The following is a 20,291-nucleotide window of genomic DNA, read 5'->3' on the forward strand; positions in this document are numbered from 1 at the left end:
GCATGAAGCCGCAACTCGCACAGGTACGCTGGTACCGGATTATCCCTGTCGTTTTTGTCACATACAGCCTCGCATACCTCGACCGCGCCAATTTTGGGTTCGCCGTGGCGGGCGGTATGGCCGACGACCTCCATATCGACCCGAATACCTCGACATTGCTGAGCTCGCTGTTCTTTCTGGGCTATTTTTTCTTCCAGATCCCAGGCGCGCATTATGCGGCTACGCGGACGGCCAAGAAGCTTATATTCATTTCGCTGATCCTCTGGGGCGGACTGGCCGCGGCTACGGGAATGGTCAACAACGCGACGGCGCTGATCGTGATCCGGTTCATGCTCGGGGTGGTGGAGAGTGCGGTAATGCCCGCTATGCTGATCCTTTTGAGTCAATGGTTCACCAAAGAAGAGCGTTCCCGGGCCAATACATTCCTGATATTGGGAAACCCGGTGACGGTATTGTGGATGTCGGTGCTCTCGGGCTACCTGATCGATTCGCTGGGATGGCGGTGGATGTTCATTATCCAGGGCGCACCCGGCATTTTGTGGGCGTTCATCTGGTGGAAGCTTATCGACGAGCGTCCCATGGAAGCCGGCTGGCTTACGCAGGAAGAGAAATTGGCCGTGGAGGAGAAACTGAAAGCCGAGCAGGCGGGTATCAAACCGGTCAAAAACTATGCCGAGGCATTCAAATCCCGGAAAGTGATCCTCCTGTGCCTGCAATACTTGTTATGGAGCGTCGGGGTTTATGGTTTTGTCATGTGGCTACCCTCAATCATCAAGGCGGCTCCGAATATGAATATGGTGACCACGGGCTGGTTGTCGGCAGTACCTTATGTGCTTGCCGTGGTGGGTATGCTCGCCGCATCCTATTTTTCGGATAGGACAGGCAACCGGAAGGTGTTCGTTTGGCCGTTCCTGCTGGTTGCCGCGGTATGCCTTTACGTGGCGGTGTGGATCGGTACCGGGCATTTCTGGATCGCCTATGCACTGCTGGTAGTTGCCGGAGGGGCTTTGTACACGCCTTACGGACCGTTCTTTGCGGCCATCGCCGAGATATTGCCGAAGAATGTGATCGGCGGAGCCATTGGGTTGATCAACAGCCTGGGTGCATTGGGTTCGTTTGCAGGGTCGTACCTGGTAGGGTATCTCAATAGCGAAACGGGGAATTTCAATGCTTCCTATACATTGATGGCGGTTGCGCTGGTGTTGGCTACCATCATTACCATCGCTGTGATTCCCGCTCCCAAGGCGAGACAGCCGGTGCCGGAGGAGGTCTGATGCTCGAATTTTGTGTAACGGGCGGTTAAGTTCGGTGGCTTTGGGTCTTTGTATGCTATTAAAGTACTCTGCCAAACACTTAACCCAAGGTAAATGAACAATTTTAGACTGCCGGGGCTTCCGGTTTGTGTTTTTCTGTTTTTACTAACCCTCATCTACGGACCCACCCACGCCCAGAACAAAAGCCCGAATGTGCTGAAAGACGGCGACCGCGTCGTTTTCCTGGGGAACTCCATTTTTGAGAATGAATTTCAGTACGGTTACCTGGAACTGGCCCTCACCACCCGTTTTGCCGACAAGGGCATTACATTCCGCAACCTGGGCTGGACAGGCGATAACGTTTGGGGCGAGGCGCGCAGCACTTACACCAACCCGCCGACACCATACGAGCATTTAATGCAGGATATTACCCAGGCCGCGCCAAGCATCGTGTTCCTCGCGTACGGGGGCGTGGAGGCGCAGGAGGGCCAGGCAGGGGTGGCGCATTTCAAGGATGGTTTGAATAAACTGATTGACAAGATAGAGTCGCTGGGCGCCCGGACGGTGCTGCTTTCGACGATCCCGGTCGTCTCTGCTGACACTTCGCAGCATATTGATGCCCGGAATGCGGATCTCGAGTTGTATTCCAAAGCGATTGCTGATGTGGCTTCCCAGCGGGGCAAGCAGTTTATCGATATTTACAACCCGGTCCTGAATACGAGCAAGAAGGCCGATATCATCGAAAATACCGTCCATTTGAACGAAACGGGCTACTACTACCTCGCTGATGTGCTGGGAAAAGCACTGGGTGTGCCTAATGACCGGGTGACTTCGACGATTACGGTCGCTAAGCCTGCCCCGTATTCTTCGAATGTCAAAATTTCGACCGACAGCAAGGACAACAATGTGATCGTGCGGTTTGTATTCGCCGACAAATATTTGCCATTACCGTTTCCGCAAGCCAGCAGCTGGGTAGGTAACGATGCCAATGTGGTGCGGATCGTCGGGTTGAAAAGGGGATATTACACCCTGAGTGCCGGGAATGAGCAGGTTGTTACCGCATCTGCGAAGGAATGGGAGAAGGGCGTGGAGATCAGGCAGGGGCCGCAATTCGAACAGTCGGCGCGCATCCGCGAGATGATTATCCGTAAAAATGAATTGCATTTTTTCCAGTACCGGCCATTGAACCAGACCTATATCATCGGTTTCCGCAAATATGAGCAGGGCCGCCACGTAAAAGGGCTCGAAGAGCAGAATATCCTCATCAAATGGCTCGAAGGGCAGATTATCCTTCATGCTGCGCCGAAGGAAGTGGTGTATGAGCTGCGGAAGCTGGAATAGGAGAACTTCGGCTGTCGGCTATCGGCAGTCGGGACCTCACAAATAAAAGAACATTCAAACAAGGTGCTGCGCACCGCAAGATTTGTAACAAGCCGAAAGCTGATAGCCGACGGCCGACAGCCCAAATATGAAAAGATTACTCTACGGGGCATTGCTCCTTCCCATGATGCTGCTAACCTCCTCAACGGAGCCTGAGCTGCACCCCTTTAACCTGGATCCCGACGTTGAAAAGGAACTGAAATCCTTTAAAGTAGCCGAGGGCTTCGAGGTAATGCTATTTGCTGCCGATCCGATGGTCGCGAAGCCGATCCAGATGAATTGGGATACTGAAGGCCGCCTCTGGGTGGTGAGCAGCACGGTATACCCGCATTTGAAAACGGGTGAATCGGCTAACGACAAGATATTCGTCCTGGAAGACACGGACGGCGACGGCAAGGCCGATAAATCGACCATTTTTGCCGAAGGATTGATCCAGCCTACCGGTATCCTGCCCGGTGACGGGGGGTGCTACGTGGCCAACTCGACGGAGATCCTGCATTTCGCGGATACGGACGGCGATGGCAAGGCCGACAAGAAGCGCCGTATCCTGAGCGGTTTCGGAACCGGCGATACGCACCATTTGATCCACACTTTCCGCTGGGGCCCGGAGGGTAGAATGTATTTCAACCAGTCGATCTACATTTACAGCCACGTGGAAACTCCATTTGGTATCAAACGCCTCGAAGGCGGCGGTGTCTGGCAGCTCAACACGCGCAACCTCGATATGGACGTATACGCACGCGGGCTCGTGAACCCCTGGGGCCTGCAGTTCGACCGCTGGGGGCAGTCGTTCCTGACGGATGGTGCTGGTGGTGAGGGTATTAACTATGCATTCCCAGGGGCGGCATTTGTAACTGCACCCGGTGCTGCACGCATTCTGCGCGGTCTTAACCCCGGCCAGCCGAAGCATAGCGGCCTGGATGTGGTTTCCGGCGGACATTTGCCGGACGCATGGCAAGGCCGCATGATCACGAACGACTTCCGTGCCAACCGCATTAACAGCTTCAAACTGGAAGAGCAGGGGAGCGGTTATGTGTCGAAACAGACCGACGACCTGATGTGGTCGGACAACGTGGCTTTCCGTCCGGTGGACATCAATGTAGGTCCGGATGGCGCGATTTATGTCGCCGACTGGTATAACCCCATTATTCAGCACGGTGAAGTGGATTTCCACGATCCCCGCCGCGATCAGCAGCATGGCCGTATCTGGCGCATTGTAGCCAAGAACCGCCCGTTGGTGAAAAAGCCTCAGCTAGGGAAAGCGAGCGTAACGGAATTGCTCGAATCATTGAAGTTACCAGAAGATTGGACACGGCTGCAAGCAAAACAGGTGCTGAAAGCCCGCGGTGCAAAGGAAGTGCTTCCTGCTTTGGAAAAATGGGTAGCTGGTTTGGACAAAAATGATGCGAAATACGAGCACAATTTGCTGGAAGCATTATGGGTATACCAAACATTGGAAACCGTGAGTGAGCCGGTGCTGCTCAATTTGCTGAATGCCAAAAGTCACAATGTGCGCGCTGCTGCTTTGCGTGCGCTGGCGCTCTGGTATCCCAAAGTTTCGAATACTCCGGCATTGCTGACCAAAGCTGTTGGAGACCAGCATCCGCAGGTGCGCCTGGAAGCCGTAATTGCATTGCGCAAAACCAAAACACCGCAAGCTGCGAAAACCGCATTAACCGTGCTCGACGCCCAGATGGACGAATTCCTGGATTTCGCATTGTGGCAAACCGTGCGCGAACTGGAACCGGTTTGGCTGCCGAAACTGAAAACGGATGCCAACCTGCTGGGCGACGCGAAAAAGACGGCTTATGCATTGAAATCGGCTACCGGTGCAGATGCAGCGACTTTGCTGACCGCATTGTACCAGAAAGGCCAGGTACCGGATGACTATCAGAAGGATGTACTTGCATCCATAGCACGCCTCGGTCAGCCTGCCGACCTCAATATTTTGCTCGACCTTGCTGTGCAGAACAACAATAAGAATGCGGCAGCGCAACTTGCTGCATTGGAAGAGGCGGGCAACCAGCGCAAAGTGATCCCGAACAAAAACACAGAGCGCATTGCTTCATTAATTGGGAATGAGGATGAAGCGGTAGGCCTGAGTGCTATCCGTCTGATCGGCCTCTGGAAAATAGCCTCGTTGAACGACCGGCTGACCGGACTGATCCAGAGTGGCAACCCGGCTACCAAAAAAGCGGCGCTGGGTGCATTGGGGGCCATAGACAAACCCAAAGCATTGCAGCTCGTAACCGAGCTGACAGGCGCGAAAAATACGCCGGAAGTACGTATCATCGCAGCCGCACAACTGGCCGGACTGGATGAAAAAGAGGGCGCACGCGTGAGTGCGGAGCTCATGCGCTCGCTGCCTGCTGATGCCGACGTGTCGGAGCTTTTCCTGGCATTCATTCCTTCGAACTCCGGTGCGGCTGCATTGGCCGAGGCCATTGCGGCGAAGAAAATTCCGGAGGCATTCGCGAAGCGCGGACGGGTGCTCGTGCAACAGCGCGCCGGCTGGACGCGCCAGAGCATTGATGAGATTGCTGCATTGAAAAAGGCCCTGGAAGCATCGGGTGGATCGTTGCCGGCGCCTAAAATGCCGCAGGACCTTGACGACAAAACGATAGAGGGACTCGCTAAGCTGGCCCGTGAAAAAGGCGACGCCGCCAAAGGAGAACTGATTTTCCGCAAGGCAGAGTCGAGCTGCACCACATGCCATGCGATTGGTGGGGCAGGCGGCTTGATTGGCCCGGATTTGAGCAGCCTCGGCACCAGTTCGCCGGCGGAAACCATTATCCGTTCGATCCTGTATCCAAGTGCTTCCATTAAAGAAGGTTACGACTTGAAACGCGTTGTGAAAAAAGACGGTTCTGAGCTGATGGGCTACCTGGCCTCCGACGGCGCCAACGATATTGTGATCCGTGACGTGACGGGCAAGGAGGTTTCCATTGCCAAAAGCCAGGTTCAGGTGATGGAAAAAGTCCCCGGCTCACTCATGCCTCCCGGCCTCACCGCCAGCCTCGACCGCGACCAGTTCGTAAACCTCGTGGCATTCCTGACTAAACTAGGCGAACCAGGCGACTTCCGTGTACCCGCAACGCGCTACGTACGCAGGTGGGAGACGATCGAGCTGAGCAAGGATTTGGCCAGTAAATTCTCGATGGACGGAGGCCCGGTTATCGCTGGCAAAGGCGCAAAAGTGATCACTTCGCCCGCGTATAGCAAAGTCTCCGGCGAGCTCCCAACCGACGACCTGGCCGAAATGCGAAACAGCGCCGGCAAACAGTTCAGCATTGTCCGTTTCGAAATCGAAGCATTGACCAAGGGACCTGTAACATTTGCTGTAAACAACCCGGGCGTGACCGCCTACAACGGTAATAAGGCATTGAAAGTCTCCGACGGCACCATCACTGCCGATCTTTCGCAAGGCATTCAACCGATCACACTCGTGCTCGACCGAAATGTGGTGAAAGGCGGCCTGAAAGTGGAGCTGAAAGACGTCAGCGGCGGCGCGCAGACGCGGCTGAAAATGGGGCGGTAGTTTGTTTGGATGTAATTGAGATGCAGCCGGCTCTATTGTGGGGTCGGCTGCGTCGTTTCTCAACCTTTAGTACCACGGTAATCCTTCGGTTTTTTTATAACGAGCGGTTGGAGCTCACATTAAAAAGGCACTCATTTTAATGTTAGCTCCGATTTTGGCATTAAATCAGAGGCGTCTTTACAGAATTGACTAGCTCTGCCATGACCGCATCAGTAAATTTCAAGCCCCTTTTGTTTTAAATACTATTTCCATCTTTACCCAAATTACAATCATGTTCAAAAAAATACTGGCCCTGTCTCTTCTGATCGGAAGCGCGGTTACAGCACATGCGCAGCAGTTTAAAGCGTTGCTTTTTACCAAAACTGCGGGTTTTCACCATGTTTCCATTCACGAAGGGGTGACCGGGATCAGGAACCTGGCATCAAGGCATAATTTTTCGGTCGACTGGCAGGAGAATGCCGATGTTTTCAATGACAAAAGCCTGGCTAACTATTCGGTAGTGATCTTCCTGAACACAACCGGTGATATCCTCAACGATACGCAGCAAGCGGCGCTCGAAAAGTACATCAAAAGCGGAAAAGGTTGGGTGGGCATCCACGCGGCGGCGGATACGGAATACGACTGGCCCTGGTATGGCAAGCTGGTGGGAGCGTATTTCAAAACGCACCCGGCGCAGCAAACCGCTTTCCTGGATGTGAAAGACAGCAATTTCCCGGGTCTGGAACGCTTCCCGAAGCGTATGCTCTGGACCGACGAGTGGTATGAATACAAAAAGCCGCTCAACGCCGACGACCTGAAAGTGCTCATCACGCTCGACGAGAAAACTTACGACCCTAAAACCAGCCAGGGCAACGGCATGGGCGACCACCCGATTGCATGGTATCACAATTTCGACGGTGGCCGTGCATTCTACACCGGCCTGGGCCACATTGGCCTGGTTTACTCCGACCAGTCGTTCCTCGACCACCTTTACGGCGGTATTTACTGGGCTGCGACGGGAAAAGGGGTGAAATAGGGCGTTTTGCGGTAGGGTGACGTGGGGCGGTTTTGACCGCCGACCATCGATCACCGACCGCCTGGGCCGCAGAGCGGCCCCCTGTTTATAGCATCGAAGTTCCAAATAACGATTTCAGCTCCGTAGGAGCTTTCTGATCCGCATTGATCAAGGAAACTCCTACGGAGCTGAAACTATGTTGAACCGACTTGGTTGCTACAAACAGGGAACCGCGCTGCGGTTTATTTTTGAGCAAATAGTTTGATGGTGTAATCGAGCAGAGCGGTATCGCCGATTTTGCCGTGGCCAGGGATCACGACCTTCACATCCGGATATTGCGCTTTGATTTTCGTCACCGTCGCGGACCAGGCATCAACATTGGCGTCTGCCAGGTTACCTTTCGTCGCATCGACTTCCTTGATCAGGCAACCGCCGAACATTACCTTTTCGCTCGGGAAATAGCCGATGATATTGTCGCGCGTATGTCCTTCACCGTAGAATGCGGCTACGACCGGTTTTTTGCCCACTTTCAGGTTCAGTTTGTCGTCGAAACCTTTCTGAGGGACAGGGAAATTGTGTTCTTTGTCAAATGCAATCGTCTTGTTGGTCGCATAGGACGGGATTCCGTGCTCGTGAAAAGCCTTCAACCCGCCCACGCAATCCTCGTGGAAATGGGTCGCGATCACGGCCTTTACTTTGCATTTCAAACTATCCTGGACCCAGCGGATTACCTTTTCCGACGTCGCATCGTCCGCCGGCGTATCGAAAATCACGGCCTCGCCCGCATCGAATACGATCAGGCCGTTGCAGGGGACTTTGCCGAAAGTTTGCGTTTGCAGGTAGGTGAGGTGGGTATATGCGTGGTCACTGACCTTCTGGATAATGAGGTCGTCGGTTTTGAAGCTTTTGTCGGGTGTTTGCGCATGCGCGAGTGTGTACAGGCATAGGAGCAGGCAAGCGAGAATGTGTTTTTTCATGCTTTGGTCAGTGAGTAGAAGTGAATGGGAAAAGTGGCTGGCAAGATAAAGGAAATTGCTATATTTGGATACATAACCTGTAAAACCATGACGAAACAAGCGATCATCGAACGTACTTTGGAGGCAATTAACCAGCTTCCTGTCGACAAGGCAGAGGAAATATCGGACTTCGCTGAGTTTGTCCGTAAGCGTCATGAAGAACAACAGCTCGCCGCAGGGATTCAGTTATTGGTTGAAAAAGGTACTGCATTCGAGTTTCTGAGGGACGAAGAGGATCTCTATACTATTGCTGATTTGAAAGAAGTGTACAATGGTTAAGGGAGATATTGTACTCATTCCGTTCCCATTTACCGATTTGTCAGGAAGTAAACTGCGGCCCGCGGTTATTCTCGCGGCAGACAGGATCGATATCACTACTTGTTTTATAACCAGTCAAATCGGCTGGCCGGAGCCCAGCGACGTCTTGCTTGCTCCAAATCCCACCAATGGTTTAAAATCAGCATCGCTTGTCAGGACGGGTAAAATAGCCACCCTGGATCGAAGGTTGGCAAAAGGGCTTTTGGGTAGGTTATCAGCTCACGAGCTTAATGATATGAATTCCAAGCTGAAAATTTTGCTCCAAATTCCTTAAAGCAAAATCTAATAATGATCATTTTTCCAAATTAGCTGCCATGCAAACACTCGCTACCATCCTGGTCGCCTTAGTCGCGCTGGAACACCTTTACATTCTCTACATCGAAATGTTCGCCTGGGAAACCAAAGGCAAGGAAACCTTTAAGGGGTCACTCGCACCCGAGCTTTTCAAACCTACCAAAACGCTGGCTGCTAACCAGGGCCTTTATAACGGCTTCCTGGCTGCGGGGCTGATTTGGTCGCTGCTGATTGAGGACCACCACTGGCGTTTATATGTGGGTGTTTTCTTTCTGACCTGTGTGATTGTTGCCGGGATCTACGGGGCGGTGACGGCCAGTAAAAAGATTTTTTTCGTGCAGGCGCTGCCGGCGATTGTGGCCTTGGTGGTGCTGCATTTGTAAATAGGAATGCCGGGAGCTGACTGGAAGGAGCGATACAGTGTCGTTCCGGGAGGGATGATGTAGAATAAGTACCCAAAGTTTTCCGGGAAATTTCAGACGCCGGTTTGATAATCCGACACGCATTTGCCATTGGCTAATTTACTGTTAACCGATGGTTCTTTCCCGGTAGGCAGACTTTCTGAAATGGTACAGATTTGATTTTAACGTGGCCAAACAACAGGGTGCATATCCTGGGAATTGGTTCTGTTTTTTAATCAAACTACTGTATCCATGAGACCATCTGACTGTGCTGCGGCGAAAATTAATTTGCAAATCGATGAAAATGAATTTATTGCCAGCCTTGATCCGCTGAATGCAGATGATCTACTTCCTGTTATTCCTCAACTCAATAAAAATCATAATGCTAATGCATTGATTGAACTGGCGAACCAAATCATGCCTTCGGAAGCGGATGTGCGGAGTTGGGATTATTACGAGGCAAATGCCGCAGTGCGTGACGTCGGCTTCCTGCTGGGTTCGCTTAAAAGACACCGTGTCGAGCCGTGTTCTGTTATTCCAAATCTGCAAATAACCCTGACAATGCTTTCTGAAAAAACATTTCTGCCGCCGCGCGATACTTTGCTGCATTACACGGTTTGGAACCCGTGCGGAACAAGAAGGCGGACCTATACAGGCACGCTTGACGAGCAATGTTTGATAGAGAGCGTCGCAATGGCGATGAACCCGTTGGTGAAGGCCATTTATTTATTAGTCGAGCTGCACCGCATTCCCATTCAATCGGCGGCTTTTAAGGCTGTTTGCGACCGGATCACTATTCACTTTCAAAAAGTGATTGAAGGAATTGTGTTCGCGCGCCGCCATGTATCGTTGTCTTATTTTTCAAAGGAGCTCCGTTTGTATTTTGATCCGGTTATGATTGGCGACCGTGAATATCTGGGACCGGGTGCCGTCGAGATGCCGATGTTTGTATTTGATCATTTGCTTTGGAGTAGCAATTGCGTGGATGAAGAATACAATACATTCAAGAAAACCTACGTGCCGTATATTCATTGGGAGATGCGGGAGATCTTTCACCGACTTGAAAATAAGCCCAATTTGATCGACAAAAGCATTGATACCATTATAACCCGGGGAATTGCTTCTGATCCCGTTGTTTACGAATCAATGAAAGGACTTTATTCCATTATGCAGCAACTGAAAAGTTTCAGAATGCCGCATAAAATGGTGGCAGAAGAAGCTTACAGCCATGTTATTGCAGGGAAAAACAGGCCGGTCTGCCCTTTGAAATCAGATTTTCATGAATTGAGAGATAATGGGAGCGGTGGATATTCTCCGGGCATTCTTTCACATATTTTGAAATTATCTAGCCAGAAAATGGAGAGGCTGGGCGAATATGTCAGGCCAAACCTAAAATCCGGCCTTTCCTGCGTCCTATCTGGAAATGCGTCCGGATGATTACAATGGTATTAACCACCAACAACGCACTCGTGGAGTACAAGGCAAACTGCGGCATGCCAAGGTGGCCGAAAAATGCCGAGAACATGGCGGTAAATGCGATTCCGTAAGTAAGTACTGTCCATGTAATCTGGAATTGAAGAACCCGCTTCCCGAATTCCGCGACGCCGGCGACGGTGTTTCGTTTGTAGATCCAAAAAGCAAGCGGCAGGAGCACGTTACCAAACGGCATTACCCAAAGCGACAGCGCAGAAAGATTCAGCAGTTTCAAAACCCCCGGATCCTCAACCACCGGTGCTGGCGGGATGGCGACGGGAGCGGCAAGGGCATTAGCAAAGAACGTTTCGACATCTACCCCAAGTGCCTGCGCGAGGAGGCGCAACGTCTCGCCGCGCGGAATGGTGTCGCCGGCCTCGATCCGTTGCAAAGTGCGCAGATTAATGCCCGCCATTTCAGCCAGCGATTCCTGTGAGAGACCTTTGTTTTTCCGCAATGTGCGTATTTGTCCGGAAGTAGTTTGTTTGTTCATTTCGAAGTTGTTTCCGGTAAAATTAGCGTTGCGGCCACGCATTTGATAGCGGCGTTTTTACGGCATTTAATGAGTAGCGCAGACAATGGAATTCGTATTCATAGTTAATGTTCAAAATTCATTTACTATTTCGTCTGTAATGACTAACGTTTTGACATTCCGCGAGCCTTTTCAAGTCTTCCCATCGATCTGCAATAATTGCTTCTTTCTTTTTTCTACTCCAACCCTTAATCTGCTTTTCAAATGCAATCGCTTGCTGGACGTCATTGAATTCGTGCGCAAAGACAATTTCGACAGGACGACGTGTGAAAGTGTATGCCCTGAGTCCCTGCCTGAGTTATGTTCTGAGAGCCGCCGTTCCAAGTCGTTGGTAACGCCGGTGTAATAACTGTCATCGGCGCATTTGGCAATGTATACGTAGTACGATTTCATGTGATAGTGCGTTGGTTGATAGTTGAAAAGGTAAAAGAGTATAAAATCTAATACTCGGCAACAACCAATAATCACTTCTGGCGATGTCATGCAGAGAGCAGTCGAAGCATAGTAACGCGATGTCTAAAGTGCGTCACGGTATGGACTGTCTTCGACTGCGCTCCTGACTGACATTTTTTATACTTAACCGTGCATGTAATGGTACAATCTCGGCCCATCCCTGCCATTCATTCACTTCGTTTATTATATTTAAGCATCACCAATGACCTCTCACTCCGTTCCTATGCAACACCTTTTGAAAAGAACACTACTCCAAATCACCCTTACTAGCCTCGTGATAACTCCCTCGCTGGCGCAGCAACAACCGTCGCTCCTTGGTTTCGGCGCCGAGGCGGCAAAGAAGGAGCTGGATCTTGAAGCGGCATTTGACAAACAACTACAAGCCAACAACCTGCGCGACTGGATGAAGCGCATGACGGCCTTTCCGCACCAGCTGGGTTCGCCGTACGGCCTCAATAACGCGCTTTTCCTGCGCGACAAGCTCGCTTCGTGGGGTTTCGACGCACGTCTCGATACGGTGCATGTGCTTTTCCCGACGCCCAAAGTGCGGATACTGGAACTGACCGAGCCCGCCAAATTCAAAGCATCGTTAACCGAAAAACCATTGAAGGAGGATGCCACGTCGGCACAAACGAAGGATGTGCTGCCACCTTACCACGCATTTTCGGCCAATGGCGACGTGACGGCCGAGCTGGTTTTTGTGAATTATGGCGTGCCGGACGATTATGAGGAGCTGGCTAAGCTGGGTGTGGATGTGAAAGGGAAAATTGTGATCGCGAAATATGGCGGTTCGTGGCGGGGCATCAAGCCGAAAGTCGCGTACGAGCATGGCGCGATCGGCTGCATTATTTATTCCGATCCGAAGGAGGACGGCTATTTCCAGGGCGACGTATATCCCAAAGGGGCATTTAAAAACGAGTCGGGTGTGCAGCGCGGGTCGGTGGTGGATTTGCCGCTGGCGCCAGGCGATCCGCTGACGAACGGGTTTGTGGCCGACGCGACGCACAAGCGCCTGTCGGTGGAGGAAGCCCCGGCGATGATGAAGATCCCGGTGCTGCCGATTTCGTACGGCGACGCATTGCCGCTGCTTAAAGCATTAGGCGGCCAGGTAGCACCTGCGACGTGGCGGGGCGCATTGCCGATTACCTACCATGTTGGTCCTGGTCCGGCGAAGGTGCATTTGAAGCTCGAATTCAATTTCGATATTGTGCCTTGCTACAATGTGATCGCGACGCTGAAAGGCAGCGAGTTTCCCGACCAGTGGGTGATCCGCGGTAACCACCACGACGCCTGGGTGTTCGGTGCGGCCGATCCGGTAAGCGGTGCCGTGGCCGAGCTGGAAGAAGCGCGGGCATTGGGCGAGCTCGTCAAAACCGGCTGGAAGCCGAAGCGTACCATCGTCTACTGCTGGTGGGACGGCGAGGAGCCCGGCCTGCTCGGCTCGACCGAATGGGTGGAGAAATACCAGTCCATTTTGAAGGAAAAGGCCGTTGTATACCTCAATTCCGACGGAAACGGTCGCGGGTACCTGAGCGCGGGCGGCTCGCACACGCTCGAAAAATTCATCAACCAGGTAGGCCGTGATGTGACCGACCCTGAAAAAGGCACGAGCGTGATCGACCGCCTGCGCTCGCGCACGATCCTGAACGGCTCTCCAACCGCCAAACAAGAAGCCCGCTCCCGCGCCGACCTGCGCGTTGGCGCCCTGGGTTCCGGTTCTGACTATACGCCGTTCATCCAGCACCTCGGCATCGCCTCCCTCAACGTAGGCTACGGCGGCGAAGATGCCGGCGGCGACTACCACTCCATTTTCGACTCCTACGACCATTACACCCGCTTCAAGGACGGCGACTTTGCCTACGGCGCCACCCTCGCCAAAACCCTCGGCCGCTCCGTCCTCCGTTTCGCCAACGCCGACATATTACCCTTTGACTTCAGTAACTTCGCGAACACCGTGCAGGTTTACAGTTCGGAAGTGAAAAAGGAGCTCGAAAACGTCCGCGCCAAAGCTGAGGAGCATAACAAACTCGTTGCCGAAGGTCGTTATGAAGCCGCTGCCGATCCGAAAGATCCGTTTGTGAAGCCTGCTCTTCAATCCGTAGCGCCGTATTTGAATTTCGCGCCGTTGGATAACGCATTAGTGGCCCTGGAAAACAGTGCCAAGGCATTTGCTGCGGCTTCCTCGAAACTCTCCCGCTTGCCTGCGGATAAGTTGAAGGAGCTGAATGAGATTTTATACAAAACCGAAAGGAAGCTGATCCATGCCGATGGCTTACCTCGCCGACCCTGGTACCGGCATCAGATTTATGCACCGGGCTTTTATACCGGGTATGGGGTGAAGACTTTGCCGATGATCCGGGAGGCGATTGAGCAGAAGAATTGGAAGGAGGCTGAGGAGGGGATTTTACGGGTTAGTGGGGTTTTGGAGGGGTTTGTTGGGGAGGTTGAAAGGGCTTGTGGGGTGGGGAGGTGAGCTGTAAGGCTAAATTGGGCCATCAGGGATTATTCTCTGCTTTGCTGGATTAGTTGCCCAATGGAGATTTTTGTTGAATCTTTCTCCTGCATTACATTTGAATAGGAAAGGGCTATAATCGAGGAATCAAGCTTGTTTTTTGCATTCGGGTGTTCTATTAGCCAGTGATCTGCTATATGTAGATTTGATTCGAAAACTCTTGTGATGAAAAAGGCTGAGATTTGGGTAAATGCCGGTCCAGCAGGATTTTTTAGGATTTCATCCATTTCAGTAGAAAAAGGGACTGACTCATAAGGATATAGGTCGGAGATTGAGCGACGTTTACCAAACAAAGTGTTGTGTATTTCATCTGTGCGAGGATATCTTAGTCCGGGAAGATTAATGCATACGATATATGGTTTGTCCAATTGTCCATACTTACTTCCCTTTGTCTTAATTGCATCAATTAAAGCTTCTTCACATCCACCAGAATAGGTACCACCCAAATAGGATGCGATAGGATGGTCTTTTTCAATAGTGGATGGAAAGAGGCATAAGGATATTTTTACCTCGCTGTCGTTGTATGAGTAACATTCTTCACTATACTCGTGGTAATCGTTGTAGATTGGTGATTGTTTTGAATGGCATTCGTTTAACCAGGTTTGAATTTGACTTCTCATTTTACTCAATTTTACCTGCCTGTTGGTTTTAAAGCATATTGCTACAATGTCAATCCAGTAATCTGGACTAATTAATTTTTCTAGTTCATCATATATGGCACCAACCTTATTTTCAAACGTTCGCTCTTCATTGGATTTATCAGTGGCTACTTTGGCTTCTAAATATATCCCCACGTCGCCCTTTTTTGCCAGAAAATCCGGATTTCTTGTAGAGTTCGGAACGCTTGGATGCGCGGATAATGAAAATCCTTGTTGGAAAAATAATTCGTGTATGAAAAGTTCAAAGAAAGCCGATTCAAATTGCGAACGAAAATCTCCTTTAAGCTGGCGTTTGTCTGTGTCTGGATATCGTGAAAACCATTCATTCAGCATTTCACGTATTGCTACAAACTCTGGCCTTGCAGTCGAATCATAGAAATTGTAAGTTCTTTCTATGTGCCTTGCATAGCGCTTATCCTTCCTATCTTTATCATCGAATAATTTCTCCATTATTTGTTTTCGTTTGGCGATTAAGTTGGGAATAGTCTTATTTTGTCTAACCAGCTTGCCGGCTTTTAATCAAGCCTCATTTCGTAAGAAGGAGAAATCAGAAAGATTGCAATTTTTAGCAATTTTCCTAGATGTTTTGCTTCAAACTAACGAACACGAAAATTTCACACTGACCTCCTCAATCATCCCAAAATCATTCACCCACTCAACCCCCATATTCTCACAAACATTGGGGATCTTAATCCGATTAGCATTCAATGCAGTAACCTTCTCCTCCTTAGTCACAACAGTCGCTCCTTCACGCATTGCGTGTGCAATTACCCATGGATCAGCAAGGGATCTGCCTTTGACGTTGTCTACCAGGGTGGTATGAATGGGATTTGCAGCCCAAATCGCGTGAAGGAATTGAATTACCTTTTCATCCACACTTTTGATTTCAATCCGGCTTTGTTTAAGCCATTCGCATAAGTCGTCATCAGTCCGAGTAATTTCTTCATGGACAGCTTCGGGAATGAAAATTCTCCCAGCATTTCCCAATTCATTCAACACATCCCAATAACTCGGACAAAATTTCGGTGAATAATACGAGTTCCAGGCCTGGATCAGCATGTTGGCGTCCAGGCTGTACTTTTTGATTGCGTTACTCATTTATATAACTGGGCTTCCAGATTGTGAAAGTGATTGATTTTCACGTTGAGTAGCGAGCTTGCCTGAGTTGGTTCAAGGTTGCCGCCGCGAAATGCGTCCAGAACGGTTTGAGTAAATAATCGGCTGTTTTTCTGAATTTGTAATAGATAGTAGCTTGGCCCGCCAGCGCTTTCCTTTTGCTTCGCTTTTTTCGCTTCTTCTTTGGCGAGGAAGGCCTTGAATTCGGCGTCTGCCGCTGTTTTTAAACTTTTGTATTGAGCGATCGTAATTAGGTTCAAATTCAATGCACGGACGAGCAGCGCAAAGGAGCTGACGCCGAATGTTTTTGCGATGGCGAAAACGTGGGATGCAGATTGATAAGTGCTGCTACCCAATTGAGTCAGCATACTGCTCGGGATCAATGCATTCGCGGCTACTTCGTTGCAGAACAGCTCAATTGGGTGAAGCCGGTCGGCCTTCATGAAACCTGGTTCAATGTCGGCGGAGATTCCAGTGGCAGCAATCCAGATGTGCGCAAGCTCGTGTACGAGTGTAAATAGCTGCGGCGCTGTCCAATCTTCGGAATTGATAAAGACGAAGGGCGCATAGGGATCTGCGATGGCAAATCCTTGGAGTTCATCGCTATCTAATGTTAAATGGGAGTTTATGAAACTGGTTCTTGAAACGAAAATACCTTTTGCTTCTGCCTTCTCTATCCATTCTTTAACAGCATTTCCATTGGGGTATTTGCCCGGGGAAATACCAAGCGTGTTCAAAATGTCCTGCGCGACTTCTGCCGGATTGTCTTTGACTGTAAAGCGCCCGACAAATGGGTATTTATGTTGGCTGTTTTCCGTATTGGTTTCGCTGATCCAAGCCTGTTTCTGTTGAATTTCACGAATAATGAAAACGGACCCGGTGCTTAGTGCTTTGGAATCGTTTCTGCGGAAGTCTTGTAAAGGTTGAAAGTCCCGCGGAATGTCGGGGAGAAAGAATAGTGCAAATGGCCGTTTGTAGGCCTTCGCTAGCGTCTGAGCCTGTTTGATGGTCGGCTGACTTATTCCAGCTTCCCATTCCAGCAATCTTTCCGACGGGACATTGACTTTTGACGCCGCTATTTCCGCAGTCATTTTCGCGGATTCGCGGGCCCATTTAAAAACGATAGGTGTGATGAATGCTTTGTCTGCCATGAAGGGGAGGAGGTCTTTATTACGTTGTTAAGTCTGTACGGCCTAGTGTCTACTCCTTTTCACCGCTAACGACAAATACTAGTTATTAAGCGGCAAGCCGACTTTGGAGCTGCCTATATTTTTCAAATATTTTCGCAAGATCGAAATATTTTTCTGAGCGTCGAGCTTTACACAAAACTATAATTATTTGGCATTTCGTGTAAATTAATTAGCAAATTACATCATGCAAATACGATGTAAGTGTTTGTTATTGAGTTTATTAGTAATTTATTTAGTTTCGATTTTACCTTGCTTTGTGTTAATATTGCCTGGTAAAAACTACAAGCTATGACACACAGAAAAAAATCTTCAACTCTCCGCGAGCGACGCCTGAAAGTTTACGGCAAATACCTCCCACGAGTATGGTACGGATACGTCCTCACGCCCGAGATTCGCCTCTGTGGCAAATGGCTCCAAGAAGCCGGCTTTGAATGCGGCGACGAAGTGACAGTGAAGTGCTTGGGCAAGAAAATTGAGATTACGCTCAACGCAGCACAGGAATCGTAGCTTTAAAAACAACCGGTTGTTTTGCAACAATCACTGTTTAATCACGAAATGCCGAGCCAAGCCACATTTTGTTTACTTTGGAGCAATTCTTCAAGAAATTTTAAACAAAATGGATCATCATCTATGCCACGACAACGAGCGTACGAAGTCGCATATTGAAAAACACGGTTTGTCGGTTATCATTATCGAAGCGACAGACTATCTGCCATCCTTTGCTTACAGCATTGGCCTTTGGCAGGAATACCGCCATCCTGAAATCATATGCTTCGGATTGTCAAATGACTCTCTGCATGACTTGGTTAACCATGCAGGCCAATTGGTGCGGAAGGGGACCGAGTTTAAGGCGGGGGAGCCGTCGGACGACGTTCTCGAAGTCGGATCTGCCATGTTCGTTGAGGTCGATGAGCGAAATGTCGGCGATTATTTTGGCTATGCGATGGAATTCTACAATTACGAAAGTTTTCCGGCTCTGCAAATGATCTGGGCAGATCGCACGGGTAAATTTCCCTGGGAAGATGGATTTGATGAAAAGTATCTGGTTATGCAGCCTTTGCTGGATCGTAATGCAGATTTTAAGTTTCGGGAAGTGATGAATCTTGGAGTTTTTACGACTAGGCAATGGCTGGAACTTGGCAACCCTATTTTGAGGGTGGTCCATGACGATGATGGTGATTGGCAATTTTTGACGGGAGACCAGGATTCTGAGGATATCCGGCTCGTTGCATTATCGGAAATCATAAAAAGAGATCCAAGCCTAAACGAGTTATTTAATCTTGGATATGGGGAAGCGGCTGAAAGGGAATCAATAAAGGAGCGTTGGGTGAGGGAAAAGCCTTCAAATGGACAAGATGAGTATTGATAAGCTATCTTCGACTCCGCTCGGCTAACATTTCACATGGTAATGTTACTGAAATTGTCATGCTGCGCGAAGCCGAAGCAAATCGATGGTGTCACTTCACAGTATACCAATCCCTAACCCGCACCTCAATCTTCCCATCCTTCTCATTCACGAGCTTCTTAAACGCCTCCGTATCACTAAACCCACCTTGCCCGCGGTAGTGGTAAGGATACACCACCTTCGGCTTGAACGCCAGCACGGTGGTGGCAGCCTCATTAATATCCATCGTGTAAGGCAAATTCATACACACAAACGCCACATCGATGTTTTTCAATGCCTTAATCTCCGGAATGCCGGAGGTGTCGCCGCTGAGGAAGACGGATTTGCCGCCCAGTTTGAGGACGTAACCATTGCCGCGCCCTTTGGTGTGGCGCGAGTCGGCACTTTCGGGGAGGTTATACATCGGGATGGCGGTGATGCTGATGCCGAGTTTTTCGGTGGTGGCGCCGTTGGCGAGGACGGTGGTTTTGGCTTTCAACGCGTCGGACATCTTATCGGCGACGGCTTGCGGGGCCACGATGACGGTGCCGGTCAGGTCGAGGGCGTCGAGGGAGGCCGGGTCGAAGTGGTCGCCGTGGATGTCGGTGATTACAATTAGATCGGGTTTAGCGATGCCGACAAAGGTTTTGGGGGCCTGGTAAGGATCGGCGTAGATGGTTTTGCCGTTCCAGGTGAGGGCCAGCGTGGCGTGGTTGAGCGGCTGGATTTTGAGCGGACCTTTGGAGGTCGGGATTTCATCGGGTTTGGGAAGCTGGGCGAAGCAGAGCGAGGCCGCGAACAGGAGCAAAAAGGTGAAAGTCGTTTTCATAATTTGTTGGTTTTATACAAATCAAATTTAGGCTTTGCTGGCCCCCGAGCAAGTTTTCGGACGATTTTTCATGGCTTTTTAATCGCGAAGTGGAAGATGTGATTAGCTTGCAGGACGATCGGTTACCACTTAGTATCATGATACGTTTCTTTGCAAAGGCGCTCCGCGGGGCGCAATTTTCCTTAGTTCTCCTATGCGCGGGCCCGGCGCTGGCGCAGGAGTTCGTTGTGGCGCCTTTCAACTTTAACGTTCAGAATGGCTCCTACACGCGAGCGAGCACGCATGCGGAAGTGCTCACGGGCACTACGCGGGAAATCGCGCCGCAGACGTTCCTGCAAAAGCCTGATCCGAAAATGTCGCTGCTGTTCCCGCAGCCCGGCGGTATTTTACTTTTTAAGTCGAAGAATTTAAAAGATCCCGCGAATGTGGCGGGGAAGTTGGTCGCTCCGTCGCTGGCGATTGTCGATACCATTTTTCATAACCAGGTTTATCATCAGAAATCGGGTGGTGCGGACAAGTATTCGTTCGATATGTGTTACGCTTTGCGGATTGACGGCCAGCGGTATTACACGGATTTCCGGCCGCATACTTTCATCGATTTTCGTTATCCGCTCGTGTACCACAAGCAGCTTTTCACGATTGCCGCGCAGAATATGGGCTACGAAGTTTATGCCGATAAAGGTTACCCCGAACATTTTCACATCGCCATTTTCGATATGCTTGATGGCGGGATTCGAATGCATTTCATGAGTGAAGAATTGCCATTCCATTATGGTTATGAATTTCTGGATCAAAGCGATAATGTCATTCAGTCGGAGTATAAAGCTGAGGACCAGAGTTTCAGAATTGAGATAAAAGGATTGAATGAGACTTATAAAGGGGTTTGGAATGGGAAGGAGTTGCAGCATTTGAATTAGGCATGGTGCTAATCCGTCTTCCAGGAAGCAGT

At 50.2% G+C, this 20,291-nt stretch carries 19 protein-coding genes and 1 pseudogene; 12 read left to right on the forward strand and 8 right to left on the reverse strand.

Going from position 1 to position 20,291, the window contains the following annotated elements:
* Positions 1–2 precede the first annotated feature (2 nt).
* From AC2YIT_RS06770 to AC2YIT_RS06785, 4 genes are all read left to right on the forward strand, one after another.
* Positions 3–1,274, forward strand: coding sequence for an MFS transporter (locus tag AC2YIT_RS06770; RefSeq protein ID WP_487278696.1), 1,272 nt, complete (start codon positions 3–5; stop codon positions 1,272–1,274).
* A 93-nt stretch (positions 1,275–1,367) separates the two neighbouring features.
* Entirely contained in the window at positions 1,368–2,594 is a 1,227-nt protein-coding gene (locus AC2YIT_RS06775; protein WP_487278697.1) for a GDSL-type esterase/lipase family protein, read from the forward strand.
* A 127-nt stretch (positions 2,595–2,721) separates the two neighbouring features.
* On the forward strand, positions 2,722–6,171 hold the full coding sequence (locus AC2YIT_RS06780; protein ID WP_487278698.1) for a PVC-type heme-binding CxxCH protein: 3,450 nt from the start codon (positions 2,722–2,724) through the stop codon (positions 6,169–6,171).
* A 271-nt stretch (positions 6,172–6,442) separates the two neighbouring features.
* Entirely contained in the window at positions 6,443–7,186 is a 744-nt protein-coding gene (locus AC2YIT_RS06785; RefSeq protein ID WP_430847694.1) for a ThuA domain-containing protein, read from the forward strand.
* A 221-nt stretch (positions 7,187–7,407) separates the two neighbouring features.
* Here the strand turns inward: AC2YIT_RS06785 and bla are convergent, their stop codons facing one another.
* Positions 7,408–8,142, reverse strand: a complete 735-nt coding sequence (gene bla, locus AC2YIT_RS06790) for a subclass B1 metallo-beta-lactamase (RefSeq protein WP_430847696.1) — start codon at positions 8,140–8,142, stop codon at positions 7,408–7,410.
* Positions 8,143–8,229: 87 nt separating this feature from the next.
* Between bla and AC2YIT_RS06795 the strand changes: the two genes are divergently transcribed.
* The 4 genes from AC2YIT_RS06795 to AC2YIT_RS06810 all read left to right on the forward strand — a co-directional run bounded on the left by AC2YIT_RS06795 (position 8,230) and on the right by AC2YIT_RS06810 (position 10,631).
* The gene (locus tag AC2YIT_RS06795; RefSeq protein WP_430847698.1) at positions 8,230–8,460 is read left to right on the forward strand and encodes a hypothetical protein; all 231 of its coding nucleotides are present in this window, start codon (positions 8,230–8,232) and stop codon (positions 8,458–8,460) included.
* On the forward strand, positions 8,453–8,773 hold the full coding sequence (locus AC2YIT_RS06800; RefSeq protein WP_430847700.1) for a type II toxin-antitoxin system PemK/MazF family toxin: 321 nt from the start codon (positions 8,453–8,455) through the stop codon (positions 8,771–8,773). The genes AC2YIT_RS06795 and AC2YIT_RS06800 overlap by 8 nt, the downstream gene beginning before the upstream one ends.
* 40 nt (positions 8,774–8,813) lie before the next feature.
* Complete coding sequence (locus AC2YIT_RS06805; RefSeq protein ID WP_015810871.1) at positions 8,814–9,176, forward strand: DUF1304 domain-containing protein; 363 nt, start codon at positions 8,814–8,816, stop codon at positions 9,174–9,176.
* 270 nt (positions 9,177–9,446) lie between these two features.
* The gene (locus AC2YIT_RS06810; RefSeq protein WP_487278699.1) at positions 9,447–10,631 is read left to right on the forward strand and encodes a monodechloroaminopyrrolnitrin synthase PrnB family protein; all 1,185 of its coding nucleotides are present in this window, start codon (positions 9,447–9,449) and stop codon (positions 10,629–10,631) included.
* On the opposite strand, the gene AC2YIT_RS06815 is transcribed toward AC2YIT_RS06810, so the two are convergent.
* From AC2YIT_RS06815 to AC2YIT_RS06825, 3 genes and pseudogenes are all read right to left on the reverse strand, one after another.
* Complete coding sequence (locus AC2YIT_RS06815; RefSeq protein WP_487278700.1) at positions 10,573–11,160, reverse strand: helix-turn-helix domain-containing protein; 588 nt, start codon at positions 11,158–11,160, stop codon at positions 10,573–10,575. The two genes, AC2YIT_RS06810 and AC2YIT_RS06815, sit on opposite strands and share 59 nt — an antisense overlap.
* 118 nt (positions 11,161–11,278) lie before the next feature.
* Positions 11,279–11,449: a hypothetical protein gene (locus AC2YIT_RS06820; RefSeq protein ID WP_487279011.1), complete on the reverse strand. Its 171-nt coding sequence runs from the start codon at positions 11,447–11,449 to the stop codon at positions 11,279–11,281.
* Positions 11,450–11,523: 74 nt separating this feature from the next.
* A pseudogene (locus AC2YIT_RS06825) lies at positions 11,524–11,682 on the reverse strand (hypothetical protein); the annotation flags it as partial.
* A gap of 205 nt (positions 11,683–11,887) precedes the next feature.
* Here AC2YIT_RS06825 and AC2YIT_RS06830 point away from each other — a divergent pair.
* A complete protein-coding gene (locus AC2YIT_RS06830; protein ID WP_487278701.1) occupies positions 11,888–14,125 on the forward strand; it encodes a M28 family metallopeptidase in 2,238 nt (745 codons plus the stop codon).
* 29 nt (positions 14,126–14,154) lie between these two features.
* Here the strand turns inward: AC2YIT_RS06830 and AC2YIT_RS06835 are convergent, their stop codons facing one another.
* From AC2YIT_RS06835 to AC2YIT_RS06845, 3 genes are all read right to left on the reverse strand, one after another.
* Positions 14,155–15,273 carry a hypothetical protein gene (locus AC2YIT_RS06835; protein WP_487278702.1) on the reverse strand — a complete coding sequence of 373 codons (1,119 nt, stop codon included), beginning with the start codon at positions 15,271–15,273 and terminating at the stop codon, positions 14,155–14,157.
* Positions 15,274–15,414: 141 nt separating this feature from the next.
* Positions 15,415–15,921 (reverse strand): DUF4411 family protein, encoded by a 507-nt coding sequence (locus AC2YIT_RS06840; RefSeq protein ID WP_487278703.1) that lies wholly within the window; start codon positions 15,919–15,921, stop codon positions 15,415–15,417.
* Positions 15,918–17,090: an ImmA/IrrE family metallo-endopeptidase gene (locus AC2YIT_RS06845; protein WP_487278704.1), complete on the reverse strand. Its 1,173-nt coding sequence runs from the start codon at positions 17,088–17,090 to the stop codon at positions 15,918–15,920. Before AC2YIT_RS06845 ends, AC2YIT_RS06840 begins: the two co-directional genes overlap by 4 nt.
* A gap of 327 nt (positions 17,091–17,417) precedes the next feature.
* Here AC2YIT_RS06845 and AC2YIT_RS06850 point away from each other — a divergent pair, with 327 nt between their 5' ends.
* Together AC2YIT_RS06850 and AC2YIT_RS06855 are read left to right on the forward strand one after the other, a co-directional pair.
* Entirely contained in the window at positions 17,418–17,636 is a 219-nt protein-coding gene (locus AC2YIT_RS06850; RefSeq protein WP_487278705.1) for a SymE family type I addiction module toxin, read from the forward strand.
* 109 nt (positions 17,637–17,745) lie between these two features.
* Positions 17,746–18,495 (forward strand): DUF4262 domain-containing protein, encoded by a 750-nt coding sequence (locus tag AC2YIT_RS06855; RefSeq protein ID WP_487278706.1) that lies wholly within the window; start codon positions 17,746–17,748, stop codon positions 18,493–18,495.
* Positions 18,496–18,586: 91 nt separating this feature from the next.
* Here AC2YIT_RS06855 and AC2YIT_RS06860 read toward each other — a convergent pair whose 3' ends face one another.
* Positions 18,587–19,342: an MBL fold metallo-hydrolase gene (locus tag AC2YIT_RS06860; RefSeq protein WP_487278707.1), complete on the reverse strand. Its 756-nt coding sequence runs from the start codon at positions 19,340–19,342 to the stop codon at positions 18,587–18,589.
* Positions 19,343–19,479: 137 nt separating this feature from the next.
* Between AC2YIT_RS06860 and AC2YIT_RS06865 the strand changes: the two genes are divergently transcribed.
* The gene (locus AC2YIT_RS06865) at positions 19,480–20,259 is read left to right on the forward strand and encodes a hypothetical protein (RefSeq protein WP_487278708.1); all 780 of its coding nucleotides are present in this window, start codon (positions 19,480–19,482) and stop codon (positions 20,257–20,259) included.
* Positions 20,260–20,291 lie beyond the last annotated feature (32 nt).

This window comes from Dyadobacter sp. SRI_021, from assembly GCF_057586235.1.